The sequence below is a fragment of the Streptomyces sp. NPDC000404 genome, assembly GCF_040300365.1.
Classification (GTDB): Bacteria; Actinomycetota; Actinomycetes; order Streptomycetales; family Streptomycetaceae; genus Streptomyces; species Streptomyces ramulosus.
The window spans coordinates 305,726-320,448 of the sequence record NZ_JBEPDN010000005.1 but is presented as its reverse complement, the minus strand read 5'-3'; the positions used below and the strand labels follow the sequence as shown (position 1 = coordinate 320,448).

Below are 14,723 nucleotides of genomic sequence, written 5' to 3'. Positions count from 1 at the left end.
GGTTCACCGGCGCGGGCCGGCGGTGCTCACTTCCCCGGGACGCGGACGATCAGCGCGTCGCCCTGGCCGCCGCCGCCGCACAGGGCGGCCGCGCCGGTGCCGCCGCCGCGCCGCTTCAGCTCCAGCGCGAGGTGGAGGACGAGGCGGGCGCCGGACATGCCGATGGGGTGGCCCAGCGCGATGGCGCCGCCGTTCACGTTCACCTTTTCGTGGGACACCCCGAGGTCCTTCACGGACTGCACGGCGACCGCGGCGAACGCCTCGTTGATCTCGATCAGATCAAGATCTTCGACGGTCAGGCCCTCCTTGGCGAGGGCGTGGTTGATCGCGTTGGACGGCTGCGACTGGAGGGAGTTGTCGGGGCCCGCGACGTTGCCGTGCGCGCCGATCTCGGCGATCCACGCAAGGCCCAGCTCCTCGGCCTTGGCCTTGCTCATCACCACGACCGCGGCGGCGCCGTCGGAGATCTGCGAGGCGGAGCCCGCGGTGATCGTGCCGTCCTTGGCGAACGCCGGGCGGAGCTTGCCGAGCGATTCGGCGGTGGTCTCCGGGCGGATGCCCTCGTCCTGGCTGAAAACGACCGGCTCGCCCTTCCGCTGCGGGATCTCCACCGGGGTGATCTCCGCCTCGAAGAGGCCGTTCTTCTGCGCGGCGGCGGCGCGCTGGTGGGAGCGGGCGGCGAACTCGTCCTGCTCGGGGCGGGCGAGGCCGAGGCGGGTGTTGTGCTTCTCGGTCGACTCCCCCATCGCGATGTTCTCGAACGCGTCGGTGAGGCCGTCGTGCGCCATCGCGTCGAGCATCTCGACGGCGCCGTACTTGTAGCCCTCGCGGGACTTCGGCAGCAGATGCGGGGCGTTGGTCATCGACTCCTGGCCACCGGCGACGATCACGTCGAACTCCCCGGCGCGGATCAGCTGGTCGGCCAGCGCCACGGCGTCCAGACCCGAGAGGCAGACCTTGTTGATCGTGAGCGCCGGGACGTTCATCGGGATCCCGCCCTTGACGGCGGCCTGGCGGGCGGGGATCTGGCCCGCGCCGGCCTGGAGCACCTGACCCATGATCACGTACTGCACCTGGTCGCCGCCGATGCCCGCGCGATCCAGTGCCGCCTTGATGGCCACCCCGCCGAGGTCGGCGCCGGAGAAGGAGCGCAGCGAGCCCAGGAGACGGCCCATGGGGGTGCGTGCCCCCGCCACGATCACGGAGGTGGTGCCGTTGGTTCCGTTCGTTGCAGACATGCGGTGCGGCCTTCCTTTGCAGGGAAGTTAACGAGGGTTCCCGTCAATGTACTGAGGGGTACGCGCAAGGTCACCGGCAAGTGGGTGTGACGGCGCGCACGTTGCGTAACCAGCTGTGCGAGCGGTGCACTGGAGCCATGCTGACGCGAATCGACCACATCGGGATCGCCTGTTTCGACCTGGACCGGACCGTCGAGTTCTACCGTGCCACCTACGGCTTCGAGGTGTTCCACTCCGAGGTCAACGAGGAGCAGGGGGTCCGCGAGGCGATGCTCAAGATCAACGAGACCTCGGACGGCGGCGCCTCCTACCTCCAGCTCCTGGAGCCCACCCGCGAGGACTCCGCGGTCGGCAAGTGGCTCGCCAAGAACGGCGAGGGCGTGCACCACATCGCCTTCGGCACCGCCGACGTCGACACCGACGCCGCGGACATCCGTGACAAGGGCGTCCGGGTGCTCTACGACGAGCCACGGAAGGGCTCCATGGGGTCACGGATCACCTTCCTGCACCCCAAGGACTGCCACGGCGTACTGACCGAACTGGTCACGGCGGCGCCTTCCGCCCCGGACGAGCACTGACCGATGTCCTCCCCGGCCGGTAGAGTGCAGCTTCGGCCGGGGTACGAGCTGCTCACGCACGGTGCGAGCGCTTCCTGGGGACGGGGCTCGGTCCATACTCCGCCGATGATCTGACACCATTTCTTCGGAAGGGTCGGCTCCGGGGGCGCAGCCTCGTACGACGTGACGTGTACGGGCCCGCGCCCGCAGCACCGGGGACGGCCGCCACCATGACCATGGGACGGATGGGACCGCGCAGTGCGGGGCAACGAGCGCCAGGAGCGTCAGCGGGCTGAGGCCGATCACCTCTCGCAGTTCGAGGCCGGGATGGAGCGGCTGAAGACCGAGCGGGACAAGGCCGTCCAGCACGCCGACGACCTCGGCTATCAGGTCGAGGTGCTGCGCGCCAAGCTGCACGAGGCGCGCCGCACGATCGCGAGCCGGCCCGCCTACGACAACGTCAGCCACCAGGCGGAACAGCTGCTGCGCAACGCGCAGATGCAGGCCGAGCAGCTGCGCGCCGACTCCGAGCGGGAGCTGCGCGAGGCCCGGGCGCAGACCCAGCGCCTCCTCCAGGAGCAGGCCGAGCGGCAGGCCCGTATGGAGGCCGAGCTGCACGCGGAGGCGGTCGAGCGCCGCCAGCGGCTCGACGAGGAGCTGAACGAGCGCCGCCAGACCGTCGAGTCGCACGTCAACGAAAACGTCGCGTGGGCCGAGCAGTTGCGCGCCCGTACGGAGTCCCAGGCCCGTCGGCTGATGGACGAGTCGCGGGCCGAGGCCGAGCAGACGCTCGCGGCCGCGCGGGCCGAGGCGCAGCGGCTGGCCGAGCAGGCCCGTGCGCGGCTGGGCACCGAGGCGGAGGAGGCCCGCGCCGAAGCCGAATCCATCCTGCGCCGGGCGAGGGCCGACGCCGAGCGGCTGCTGAGCGCCGCCTCCACCCAGGCCCAGGAGGCCACCGACCAGGCGGAGCAGCTGCGTTCGAACGCGGGCGCCGAGTCGGAGGAGGCGCGCCGCACGGCCGCCGAGCTGACCCGCGACGCCGAGGCGCGGCTCAAGGAGGCCGACACCGCGCTGCGCGAGGCGCGCGCCGAGGCCGAGAAGCTGGTCGACGAGGCGCAGCAGAACGCCACCAAGCGGCTGTCGGCCACCGAGTCGGAGAACGAACAGCGCACCCGTACGGCCAAGGCGGAGATCGCCCGGCTGGTCGGCGAGGCCACCAAGGAGGCCGAGGCGCTGCGGGCCGAGGCCGAGCAGCTGCGGGCGGACGCCGCGGCCCAGGCCGAGCGGCTGGTCGACGAGGCGCGCGAGGAGGCCCGCGCCAAGGCGGCGGAGGACTCCGCGGCGCAGCTGGCGAAGGCCGCGCGGACCGCCGAGGAGGTGCTGACCAAGGCGTCCGAGGACGCCAAGGCCACCACGAAGGCGGCGGCCGAGGAGGCCGAACGGCTGCGCAGCGAGGCCGAGTCGGAGGCCGACCGGCTGCGCGAGGAGGCGCACGACACCGCCGAGCAGCTCAAGGGCGCGGCGAAGGACGACACCAAGGAGTACCGCGCCAAGACCGCCGAACTCCAGGAGGAGGCACGGCGGCTGCGCGGCGAGGCGGAGCAACTGCGCGCCGACGCCGTCGCGGAGGGCGAGCGGATCCGCGGCGAGGCGCGCCGCGAGGCGGTCCAGCAGATCGAGGAGGCGGCCGGGTCCGCCGAGGAGCTGCTGACCAAGGCGAAGGCGGACGCCGAGGAGACCCGCACCAAGGCCGGTGCGGAGAGCGAGCGGGTCCGTACCGAGGCCATCGAGCGGGCCACCGCGCTGCGCCGCCAGGCCGAGCAGGCGCTGGAGCGGGCGCGCAGCGAGGCCGAGGAGCTGCTGTCCGAGGGCGCGCAGGCCGCGGAGCTGGTCGCGTCGGAGGCGGAGGAGTCCGCGGCGCGGCTGCGCGAGGAGACCGAGGCGGCCGTCGCGGAGCGGCGCGAGGAGGCGCAGGCCGAGCTGGACCGGCTCAGGGCGGACGCCGAGGAGAAGGTCGCCTCGGCCGAGGAGGCGCTGCGCGAGGCGCGCGCCGAGGCGGAGCGGCTGCGCCGCGAGACCCAGGAGGAGGCGGCCCGGCTCAAGGCGGAGGCCGCCGAGCGGCGCCGCACCCTCCAGCAGCAGGCCGAGGAGGAGGCCGAGCGGCTGCGCACCGAGGCCGCGCAGGACGCGTCGGCCGCCCGTACGGAGGGCGAGTCGGCCGCCGAGCGGCTGCGCACCGAGGCGGCGGCCGAGGCGGAGCGGCTCAAGAACCGGGCGCAGGAGAGCGCCGACCGGGTGCGGGCGGAGGCCGAGGCGGCCGCCGAGCGGGCCGGCACCGAGGCGGCCGAGGCGCTGTCCGCGGCGCAGGAGGAGGCCGCGCGGCGCCGCCGGGAGGCCGAGCAGCTGCTGGGCGAGGCCCGCGAGGAGGCCCACCAGGAGCGCACCGCGGCGCGCGAGCAGAGCGAGGAGCTGCTGACGTCGGCGCGGACCCGCGTCAGCGAGGCGCAGGCCGAGGCGGAGCGGCTGGTCGAGGAGGCCGAGCAGCGCTCCGAGGAGCTGGTGACGACCGCCGAGAGCGCGGCCCAGCAGGTGCGGGACGCGGTCGCCGGGCTGCACGGCGAGGCCGAGGAGGAGATCGCCCAGCTGCGGTCGGCGGCCGAGCAGGCGGCGGAGCGGACGCGGACGGAGGCCGGCGAGGAGGCCGAGCGGGTCCGCGCGGACGCCTACGCCGAGCGCGAGCGGGCCGCCGAGGACGCCACGCGGGTGCGGCAGGAGGCGCAGGAGTCGGCCCGGGCCGCGCAGGAGCTGGCGGAGCGGACGGTCGCGGAGGCGATCGAGGAGTCCGACCGGCTGCGCACCGAGACCACCGAGCAGACCGACCGGCTGCGCGCGGAGGCCGCCGAGGAGGCCGAGCGGCTGCGGACCGAGGCCGCCGAGGTGCTCGACGAGGCCCGCCGGGACGCGGGCACCGCCCGTACGGAGGCCGCGGAGCAGGCGGACCGGCTGGTCACCGAGGCGACCGCGCAGGCCGAGAAGCTGGTCGCGGACGCCACCGCCAAGGCGCAGCAGCTGCGGACCGACGCGTCGGACGCGCTGGCCGCCGGTGAGCAGGACGCGGCGCGGGCCCGCGCGGAGGCGCGCGGCGACGCCAACCGCATCCGGTCGGAGGCCGCGGAGCAGGCCGACCGGCTGGTCACCGAGGCCCGCGCGGAGGCCGAACGGATCGTCAACGAGGCGGCGGAGCTGACCTCTTCGGCGCAGGAGGACGCCGACCGCACCGTCAAGGAGGCCCAGGAGGCCGCCGAGCGGATCCGCGCCGAGGCCGAGGAGCAGGCGCGGGCGCGGCTGGCCGAGGCGACCGCGGAGGCGGAGCGGCTGCGCCAGGAGGCCGAGGAGGCGCTGGAGCAGGCCCGTACGGAGGCCGAGCGCCTCGGCGACGAGGCGCGCAAGGCCGCCAACAAGACCCGTTCGGACGCCGCGGTCCAGGCCGACGAGTTGCTGACGGAGGCGGGCGCCGAGGCCGAGAAGGTGCGGGCCGAGGCGGCCGAGACCGGCGCGCAGGCCGATCGGGACGCCGACCGTACGCGGGCGGACGCCCGGGAGCAGGCCGACCGGATGGTGGCCACCGCGACCGCCGAGTCGGACCGGCTGCGCGCCGAGGCGGCCGAGACCGTCACCTCGGCGCAGGAGCACGCCACCCGTACCCGTAAGGAATCGGCCAAGGTCAAGGCGGACGCCGAGGCCGAGGCGGAGCAGACGCGGACGACGGCCCAGGAGGAGGCCGACCGGCTGCTGGACGAGGCGCGCAAGGACGCCGCCAAGCGCCGCGCGGACGCCGCCGAGCAGGCCGATCAGCTGGTCGCGAAGGCCCAGGAGGAGGCCGTACGGGCGGCCGCCGCGGCCGAGGAGCAGGCCGACACGATGGTCGGCGCGGCCCGCAAGGAGGCGGCCCGCATCGTCCAGGAGGCGACGGCGGAGGGCAACGCACGGGTGGAGAAGGCCCGTACGGACGCCGATACGCTGCTGAGCGAGGCGCGCGGGGACGCGACGGCCATAAGGGAGCGCACCGAGGAGCTGCGGACCCGTATCGAGTCCGAGGTCGAGGAGTTGCACGACCGGGCGCGCCGGGAGTCGTCGGAGGCGATGAAGAACGCCGGTGAGCGGGTCGACAAGCTCATCGCGCAGGCCACGCAGCAGCAGAAGGAGGCCGAGGAGAAGGCCGAGAAGCTGGTGTCGGACGCGAACAGCGAGGCCAGCAAGGTCCGCATCGCGGCGGTGAAGAAGGCCGAGGGCCTGATCAAGGAGGCCGAGAACAAGCGGGCCGAGGCGGTGCGCAACGCGGACCGGATGCGCAGCGAGGCCGAGGCCGAGGCCGCCCGGATCATCGAGGAGGGCCGCCGGGAGCTGGAGGTCCTCTCCCGCCGCCGCAAGGACATCAACACCGAGATCTCTCGGGTGCAGGACGTGTTGGAGGCCCTGGAGTCGTTCGAGACGCCGGGGGCCGGGGACGGTAAGGCCGGTGGCGCGAAAACCGCTGCGGGAGCATCGTCAACTCGTTCGAGTGGCAAGCCCTCTGAAGGGTAGCCACTCAAATGAGGGGTCATTCTCCTCTTCAAACGGACATGGGCTCGATGACACGCCGGTCGGGCCCCTAGGATTCTCCTTATCACCTCACCGGTCTCTTTCGACAGGAACCCCATGAGCGACACTTCCTCCCCCTTCGGCTTCGAGCTCGTGCGGCGTGGGTACGACCGCGGTCAGGTGGATGACCGCATTACGAAGCTTGTCGCGGACCGCGACAGCGCGCTGGCCCGTATCACCTCGCTGGAAAAGCGGATCGAGGAGCTGCACCTCGAAACGCAGAACGCCCAGGCCCAGGTCACCGACGCCGAGCCGTCGTACGCGGGACTCGGGGCCCGCGTCGAGAAGATCCTCCGTCTCGCCGAGGAGGAGGCCCAGGAGCTGCGCGAGGACGCCCGTCGCTCCGCCGAGCAGCACCGTGAGCTGGCCGAGTCCGCCGCCCAGCAGGTCCGCAGCGACGCCGAGCAGTTCGCCGTCGAGCGCAAGGCGAAGGCCGAGGACGAGGGGTCGCGGATCGTCGAGAAGGCGAAGGGCGAGGCGTCCACGCTCCGCGCCGAAGCCCAGAAGGACGCGCAGTCCAAGCGGGAGGAGGCGGACTCCCTCTTCGAGGAGACCCGCGCCAAGGCCGCCCAGGCCGCCGCGGACTTCGAGACCAACCTCGCCAAGCGCCGCGAGCAGTCCGAGCGGGATCTGGCCTCGCGTCAGGCCAAGGCCGAAAAGCGCCTCGCCGAGATCGAGCACCGCGCCGAGCAGCTGCGCCTGGAGGCCGAGAAGCTGCGCACCGACGCCGAGCGCCGCGCCCGCCAGACGGTGGAGACCGCGCAGCGCCAGGCCGAGGACATCGTGGCCGACGCCAACCAGAAGGCCGACCGCGTCCGCAGCGAGTCCGAGCGGGAGCTGGCGGCGCTCACCAACCGCCGCGACTCCATCAACGCCCAGCTCACCAACGTCCGCGAGATGCTGGCGACGCTGACCGGCGCGGCCGTCGCCGCCGCCGGCGCCCCGGACGACGACGCCACCACCCGCGGCATCCCGGCGCAGCAGTCCCACTGACGCCCGGTCCGTTCCCTGCGAGCGCCCCCGTTCCGCCGCCGAGGCGGTGCGGGGGCGCTCGGCCGTCCGGGCGGCGGCCGCCCGGTGGCGGGGGTTTCCGGGCGGCTTTAGCGTGCTTACATGATCGAGCTGGACGGGCTGACCAAGCACTACGGTGACACGGTCGCGGTGGACCACCTCACCTTCACGGTGCGGCCGGGCATCGTCACCGGTTTCCTCGGCCCGAACGGCGCGGGCAAGTCCACCACCATGCGCATGATGCTCGACCTGGACAACCCGACCGCCGGTTCGGTGCGGATCGACGGGGAGCACTACCGTCGGCTGACGGATCCGCTGCGCTCCATCGGCGCGCTGCTGGACGCCAAGGCGGTGCACGGCGGGCGCAGCGCGTACCACCATCTGCTCTGTCTGGCGCAGAGCAACGGCATTCCGCGGCGCCGGGTCGGCGAGGTGCTGGACACCGTCGGCCTCACCTCCGTCGCGCGGAAGCGGTCCAAGAGCTTCTCGCTCGGCATGGGCCAACGGCTGGGGATCGCGGCGGCGTTGCTGGGCGATCCGCGGGTGCTCCTCTTCGACGAGCCGGTCAACGGCCTCGACCCGGAGGGCATCCACTGGATCCGCAACCTGATGAAGAACCTCGCGGCCCAGGGCCGTACGGTCTTCGTCTCCTCGCATCTGATGAGCGAAATGGCGCTGACCGCCGACCACTTGGTGGTGATCGGGCGCGGCCGGCTGCTGGCGGACACGTCGATGGCCGAGTTCATCCGCGGCAACTCGCGCTCCTACGTCCGGCTGCGGTCGCCGCAGGCGGAGCGGCTGCGGGACGTGCTGCACGCCGAGCGGATCGCGGCGGCCGAGGCGGCGGACGGCGCCCTGGAGGTCGACGGGGTGCCGGCCGAGCGGCTGGGGGAGCTGGCGGCCCGGCACTCTCTGGTGCTGCACGAGCTGAGCCCGCAGCAGGCGTCGCTGGAGGAGGCGTTCATGCGGCTGACGGCTCAGTCGGTGGAGTACCACGCGCACGGCGGGGAGCCGGCCGGCGACGGGCCGGTGCCGGCCGCGCCGCCGGGTGTGGCGGCCGGGCCCGGCGGCTGGGGCGGCGACTGGCGGAAGAAGGGGAGCTGACGATGGCGGTGGTCGGGCAGGTGCTGCGCTCGGAGTGGACGAAGATCCGCTCGGTGCGGTCGACGGTGTGGGCGCTGGGCATCGCGGTGGTCGTCACCGTCGGGGTCGGCGTGCTGATCTGCGCGCTGGCGGCGAACGACTTCCGCACCATGCCGGCGCGCGACCGGATCACCTTCGACCCCACCAACGTCAGCTTCGCCGGGATGGGCCTGGGCCAGCTGGCGATGATCGTGTTCGGGGTGCTGGTGGTCTCCAACGAGTACAGCACCGGCATGATCCGCAGCTCGCTGGCGGCCGTGCCGCAGCGCGGCACCTTTCTCTTCTGCAAGCTGGCGGTGGCGACGGCGCTGGTCTTCCTCGTCGGGCTGGCCACCAGCTTTCTCGCGTTCTTCGCCGGGCAGGCGGTGCTCGGCGGCCACCGGGCGCACCTCGGCGATCCCGGGGTGCTGCGCGCGGTGTTCGGCGGCGGGCTGTACATGACGGTGATCGCGCTGTTCTCGATGGCGGTGGCCACGATGCTGCGCAGCCCGATGCTGTCGCTGGGCATCTTGATGCCGTTCTTCTTCCTCGTCTCCAACATCCTCGGCAACGTCTCCGCCACCCGGAAGATCGGCCGGTATCTGCCGGACCAGGCGGGCCAGAAGGTGATGCAGGTGGTCCCCCGCGACACCGATGTGCCGTACGGGCCGTGGGGCGGCTTCGGGATCATGGCGGTGTGGACGGCGGCGGCACTGATCTGCGGATATGTCCTGCTGAAGCGGCGCGACGCCTGAGCGGGGCGCCCGGGGGCGGCGCGCGGGGAGCGCGGCCGGGGCGCGAGCCGCGGGCGTGGCCGCCCGCGCCCCGTTTTGGCGAGAACCGTCAAGGGGCAGATAGCCTCCTAATCCTCACGGGGGCACGAGGGCGCCTCTGCCCCGACCATCTGCGAGGGGCGGAGAATGATCGAGGCAGTCGGCCTGACGAAGCGCTACGGCGCCAAGACGGCCGTGCACAACCTGTCGTTCCAGGTACGGCCGGGGACCGTCACGGGCTTCCTGGGGCCGAACGGTTCCGGCAAGTCCACGACGATGCGCATGATCCTGGGCCTGGACGCCCCGACGTCGGGCCACGCCACCATCGGCGGCCGCCCGTTCCGTCAGCTCCCCAACGCCCCGCGGCAGGTGGGCGCGTTGCTCGACGCCAAGGCGGTGCACGGCGGGCGCAGCGCACGGGCGCATCTGCTGTCGCTGGCGCAGCTGTCGGGCATCCCGGCCCGCCGGGTCGACGAGGTGCTCGGCGTGGTGGGCCTCCAGGAGGTCGCGGGGCGCCGCTCCAAGGGCTTCTCGCTCGGCATGGGGCAGCGGCTGGGCATCGCCGCCGCGCTGCTGGGCGATCCGCAGGTGCTCCTCTTCGACGAGCCGGTCAACGGCCTCGACCCGGAGGGCATCCTGTGGGTGCGCAACCTGATGAAGCAGCTGGCGGCCGAGGGCCGTACGGTCTTCGTCTCGTCGCACCTGATGAGCGAGATGGCGCTGACCGCCGAGCATCTGATCGTGATCGGCCGGGGCCAGCTGATGGCGGACATGCCGGTCAAGGACTTCATCTCGGCCAACTCGGCCGACTTCGCCCGGGTCCGGACGCCCGACACCGAGCCGGAGCAGCGCGAGAAACTGACCGCGGCGCTCGGTGAGGCCGGCGGCCAGATCGCGCCCGAGCCGGACGGCGCGCTGCGGGTGACGGGCCTGCCGCTCCCCCGCATCAGCGATCTCGCCCACGGGGCGGGCGTCCGGCTGTGGGAGCTGTCGCCGCATCAGGCGTCCCTGGAGGAGGCGTACATGCGCCTGACCCAGGGCGCGGTGGACTACCGCTCGACCGCCGACGCGCGCGCCGGCCTCCAGCAGGCGCCCGCCGGGCACCCGCAGCAGTTCGGCGCCCCGCACGGCTTCCCGCCCGCCCAGGGCGGCCCGGCGCCGCAGGGCGCGATGCCCGGCACGCAGCCGAACCCGTACGCCCCGCAGGGCCCGTACGCGCCGCCGGCCGCCCCGGGCCAGGGGTACCCGCCCGCCCAGGGCGCTCCGGTGCCCGGCGCGCAGCCGCACCCGTACGCCCCGCAGCAGCCCGCGGCCCCGATGCCGCCGGCCGCCTCCGCCGACCCGACCGCGCCGCACCACGAGGAAGCCCGATGACCAGCCCTCAGCAGCCGCAGCCCGAGCGCGGCCCGAACGACGCCGCCGCGGCGCAGGGACAGCCCGCGGCCCCGGCCCCCGCCGCTCCGGGTCAGCCCGCCCCGCAGCCGCCCGCCGCGCCGGCGCAGCCCGCGGCCCAGGGACAGCAGCAGGCCCCCGCCGCCCAGGGACAGCCGCCCGCGACCCCGCCGCAGGCCCCCGCGCAGCCCGCGCCCGCCGCCCCGGCGCAGCCCGCCCGGGAACAGGGCACCGTGGTGCTCGGCGCCGTGCCGCAGCCGCCCGCCCGGGAGGCCGGGACGATGATGCTCCAGGCCCAGCCGCTCCCCGCGCACCAGGGCGACGGTCCGCCGCCGCAGCCGCTGGCGGCCGGCGGCAGCCTGGCCAAGGAGCCGGGCACGATGATGCTCAAGGCGCCGGCCGCGCAGCCCGCGCCCGGCGCCCCGCAGCCCGGCGCCCCGGCACCGGCCGGTCAGCCGGCGCCGCACGCACAGGCCCCGCAGGCCGGCGTCCCGCAGCCGCCCGCCCCGGCGCAGCCCGGCCCCGCGTTCCCCCCGCAGGGGCAGCCGCACCCCGGCGCGCCCCAGGGCGCGCCGGTCACCTACACCTCGCCGATCCCGGTGCGCTCCACCCACCTCGGGCACGCGCTCGCCTCCGAGTGGACCAAGATCCGTTCGGTCCGCTCCACGCTCTGGACGCTGGGCGCGCTCTTCGTCCTGATCTTCGGCATCGGCACGCTGACCGCCCTCGCGCTGGGCACGCAGCGCTTCGTCGACCCCAAGCTCGGCATGTCGTTCTTCGGCGTCCTGCTCGGCACGCTCTGCATCATCCCGCTGGGCGTCCTGGTGATCTCGTCCGAGTACGGCACCGGCATGATCCGTACGACGATGACCGCCTGCCCCAGCCGCGCCCGGGTGCTCGGCGCCAAGGCGATCGTCTTCACCGCGCTGGCCTTCGTCATCACGACGATCACCACCACGCTCGTCGCCGTGCTCACCAACTCCATGGTGAGCGGCCCGGACCCGACCGGCGACGAATGGCTCCGGGTCACCGTCGGCTCCGGTCTGTACGTCTCGGTCCTCGGCCTGCTGGCGCTCGCCGTCGGCTCGCTGCTGCGGCACTCCGCGGGCGCCATCAGCGCGATGCTCGGGCTGGTGCTGCTGCCGATGCTGCTGGCGGTCTTCATGCTCGGTTCGGAGAGCCTGAAGTCGGTGAGCATGGCCCTGATCAAGTACTCGGTGCCCAACTCGCTGGCCTCGCTGTACGGCAACCCGTTCCTCGGCACGGACACCGGTCCGCAGGGCTGGGAGCCGCTCTGGATCCTCATGGGCGTCACCGCGGTCGTCCTGGGCGCCGCCTTCGCCGCCCAGTCGAAGCGCGACGTGTGACGCCGGGAGGGCTCCCCGCAGAACACCAGGGGCGTGCCCGCCCGTTCCGCCGCAGCGCGGGACCGGCGGGCACGCCCTTCGCCGTTCCGCCCCCGCGCCCCGCGGAAAACCCGGTGCCGTCCGGCGCCCGCGCCACTACCCTCGCGGGCATGATCCGCGACGAGGCACGGCTGCTGGCCCTGGAGGTCGACGCGATCCACGGCCTCGACCGCTCCCCGGGCGGCGCGCCCGCCCGGCTGCGGGACCCCTCCGTGCTGGCGCTCTGGGCCTGGTCACCCCGGGCCCGCCTGGCGGCGCTCGGCCCCGCCCTCGCCCCGCCGCACACCCTCGGTGACAGCGGCGGGCCGTACGCACCGGAGCTGCGCCCCGAGCCGCTCGTACGGCTCGCCGCCGCCCTGGGCGAGACGGCGGTGACGCTGGAGGGCGGCCCCTGCTTCGTCTTCCCCGCGCCGCTCCCCGATCCGGGCCCGGCGCCGCTGCCCGTCCTCGTCTCCACCGAGGCGGGGCGCACCGCGGCGCAGCGGCTGATCCGGCCGGAGAACTGGCAGCCCGGCGAGTGGGCCGAGCTGATCGGCGGCGGCGCGGGCCCGTGGGCGATGGCGGTGCACGACGGGCAGCCGGTGTCGATCTGCCACACCCCCGCCGAGGGCCCGACCACCGCGGAGGCGGGCATCTGGACCCGCGCCGACTTCCGCGGCAGGGGCCTCGCCCCCGCCGTCGTCGCGGCCTGGTCCCACCACGCCCGCCACGGCAAGGAGGCGCTCTTCTACAGCACCACCGCCGCCAACCGTGCCTCCCGCGCGGTCGCCCGCCGCCTGGGCCTCACCCCGCTGGGCTGGCTGTGGCGGCTGCGGGCGGCGGAGCCGGGGAACGGCTAGGGCGTGTCCGTGACGTCCCGTCGTCCGCCGGGCGGGACGTTGCCTAGTACCGCGGCGCGTTCCGCGACCGCTGGAGGCGGGCGCTGCGGCGGTCGCGCGCGTTCCAGCAGGCCTTGTGCCAGTGGCGGCGGTCGTCGACGTCGCCGAGCTGCGGCCAGGCGACGACGTGCGGGACGCCCGGCGGGATCTCCTGGTCGCAGCCGGGGCAGCGGTAGTGCTTGGCGGCGCCGCCCCCGCCGACGTGCCGGACGACCCACTCCTCCCCGCGCCACTCGGCGGTCTGTTCCAGGCCGTAGCGGTCGCCCGCTGCGCGTTCGGCGGGCTTCGCACCGCCGCGCTGGCGGTTTCGACGCGGAGACACAGGGCACCTCGGAAGATCTGCGGGGTCACGGGCCGTCACCAGCGTACGCGCCACGCGACCGGGCGCGGCGGGCCCGGTGCGTTCCTGCGATCATCGGCAAATCCCGACGCCGGACCGTGCCTTTGGCACGTGTCAGATCGTTGATGCCTGAGTGGGGGGAAGCCGCGTCGGCTGCGAGGAGGCAGAGAGCGATGCGCGTTGGGGCTTTCGTCCTGGCCGCTCAATTCCCGGGCCAGGGACAGGGGGAAGCACTGCACAGAGCGGTCCGCTGCGCGGAGGTCGCGGAGCGGGCGGGGCTCGATGACGTATGGCTGGCGGAACACCATTTCGTGCCGTACGGCGTCTGCCCGTCGGCGGTGACGCTCGCCGCCCTGCTGCTGGGCCGGACGGCGCGGATCGGCGTCGGCACCGCGGTCAGTGTGCTGCCGACCCAGCATCCGGTGGCCCTGGGTGAGCAGGCGGCGCTGCTGCACCTCACCTCCGGCGGCCGCTTCACGCTCGGCGTCGGCCGCGGCGGCCCCTGGGTCGATCTGGAGGTCTTCGGCGCCGGTCTCGCCGCGTTCGAGCGGGGTTTCCCGGAGTCGCTCGATCTGCTGCTGCGCTGGCTGCGCGAGCCGCGGGTGGGCGCGGCGGGCGAGCGATACGCGTTCCGGGAGGTGGCGGTGGTGCCGCGCCCCGCGCAGGCGCTGGCGCCGCCGGACGCCCCGGACGCGGCGGTGCCGGGCCCCGGGGTGCTGGTGGCGTGCACCTCCCCCGCGTCGGTGCGGCTGGCGGCCGCGCGCGGGCTGCCGATGCTGCTGGGCATGCACGCCACGGACGACGAGAAGGCCGAGATGGTGGCGTTGTGGCGGACCGCGGCGCGGGAAGCCGGGCGGGACGGCGACGAGATCGCGGCCGCCCGCCACGTCTCGGCCGGGGTGGTGCAGATCGCCGACGACCGGCGGGACGCGGTCGAGACGCTGACGAAGGCGATGCCCGGCTGGCTGCGTCAGGGCCTGGGCGCGCATGTCACCGTCGACGGCCGCACCCGCGCCATGCGGGACCCGGTCGGGTACACCGAGAAGCTGTGCGCGCTGCATCCCGTCGGGACGCCGCGCAGTTGCGCGGACCGGCTGGCGGCGACGGCGGAGCGTACGGGCATCACCACCCATGCGCTGCTCGTCGAGGGCTCGGGCGATCTGGCGGCCACCGAGGAGAACGTCCGCCGGCTCGGCGAGGACGTCGCACCGCGGTTGAGGTGAGCGCCGCGGCCCAGGTGAGCACCGCGGCCCGGGTGGCCGGCCCGGCCGTACGCCGGACGGGGCGTAGCGGGCCGTACCGCTGCCGCGCGCACCCGTGTGCAAGGCGCCCCGAGGGCGCGACGGAAGGGGTGCGCGGCGGCAG

The 14,723-nt window shown here is 74.5% G+C and carries 11 protein-coding genes; 9 read left to right on the top strand and 2 right to left on the bottom strand.

Annotated features, from left to right (window positions below):
• Positions 1-26: 26 nt before the first annotated feature.
• Positions 27-1,202 carry an acetyl-CoA C-acetyltransferase gene (locus ABT345_RS11620; protein WP_345086654.1) on the bottom strand — a complete coding sequence of 392 codons (1,176 nt, stop codon included), beginning with the start codon at positions 1,200-1,202 and terminating at the stop codon, positions 27-29.
• Positions 1,203-1,375: 173 nt separating this feature from the next.
• Between ABT345_RS11620 and mce the strand changes: the two genes are divergently transcribed.
• The 8 genes from mce (at position 1,376) to ABT345_RS11580 (ending at position 12,979) form a co-directional block, all read left to right on the top strand.
• Positions 1,376-1,816, top strand: a complete 441-nt coding sequence (gene mce / locus ABT345_RS11615) for a methylmalonyl-CoA epimerase (protein WP_345086139.1) — start codon at positions 1,376-1,378, stop codon at positions 1,814-1,816.
• Between the two features lie 237 nt (positions 1,817-2,053).
• Positions 2,054-6,379 (top strand): polarized growth protein Scy, encoded by a 4,326-nt coding sequence (scy, locus tag ABT345_RS11610; protein ID WP_345086141.1) that lies wholly within the window; start codon positions 2,054-2,056, stop codon positions 6,377-6,379.
• Between the two features lie 114 nt (positions 6,380-6,493).
• Positions 6,494-7,429, top strand: coding sequence for a coiled-coil domain-containing protein (locus ABT345_RS11605; protein WP_345086143.1), 936 nt, complete (start codon positions 6,494-6,496; stop codon positions 7,427-7,429).
• Positions 7,430-7,549: 120 nt separating this feature from the next.
• The gene (locus ABT345_RS11600) at positions 7,550-8,551 is read left to right on the top strand and encodes an ABC transporter ATP-binding protein (RefSeq protein ID WP_345086145.1); all 1,002 of its coding nucleotides are present in this window, start codon (positions 7,550-7,552) and stop codon (positions 8,549-8,551) included.
• 2 nt (positions 8,552-8,553) lie between these two features.
• Positions 8,554-9,324, top strand: coding sequence for an ABC transporter permease (locus tag ABT345_RS11595; protein ID WP_345086147.1), 771 nt, complete (start codon positions 8,554-8,556; stop codon positions 9,322-9,324).
• A 165-nt stretch (positions 9,325-9,489) separates the two neighbouring features.
• Positions 9,490-10,716: an ABC transporter ATP-binding protein gene (locus ABT345_RS11590; RefSeq protein ID WP_345086149.1), complete on the top strand. Its 1,227-nt coding sequence runs from the start codon at positions 9,490-9,492 to the stop codon at positions 10,714-10,716.
• A gap of 401 nt (positions 10,717-11,117) precedes the next feature.
• Positions 11,118-12,101, top strand: a complete 984-nt coding sequence (locus ABT345_RS11585; RefSeq protein WP_386459344.1) for an ABC transporter permease — start codon at positions 11,118-11,120, stop codon at positions 12,099-12,101.
• A 149-nt stretch (positions 12,102-12,250) separates the two neighbouring features.
• Entirely contained in the window at positions 12,251-12,979 is a 729-nt protein-coding gene (locus ABT345_RS11580) for a GNAT family N-acetyltransferase (protein ID WP_345086153.1), read from the top strand.
• A 43-nt stretch (positions 12,980-13,022) separates the two neighbouring features.
• Here ABT345_RS11580 and ABT345_RS11575 read toward each other — a convergent pair whose 3' ends face one another.
• Positions 13,023-13,340: an Rv1322 family protein gene (locus ABT345_RS11575; protein WP_345086155.1), complete on the bottom strand. Its 318-nt coding sequence runs from the start codon at positions 13,338-13,340 to the stop codon at positions 13,023-13,025.
• Between the two features lie 191 nt (positions 13,341-13,531).
• Here ABT345_RS11575 and ABT345_RS11570 point away from each other — a divergent pair, with 191 nt between their 5' ends.
• A complete protein-coding gene (locus ABT345_RS11570; RefSeq protein WP_345086157.1) occupies positions 13,532-14,581 on the top strand; it encodes an LLM class flavin-dependent oxidoreductase in 1,050 nt (349 codons plus the stop codon).
• Positions 14,582-14,723: the final 142 nt, after the last annotated feature.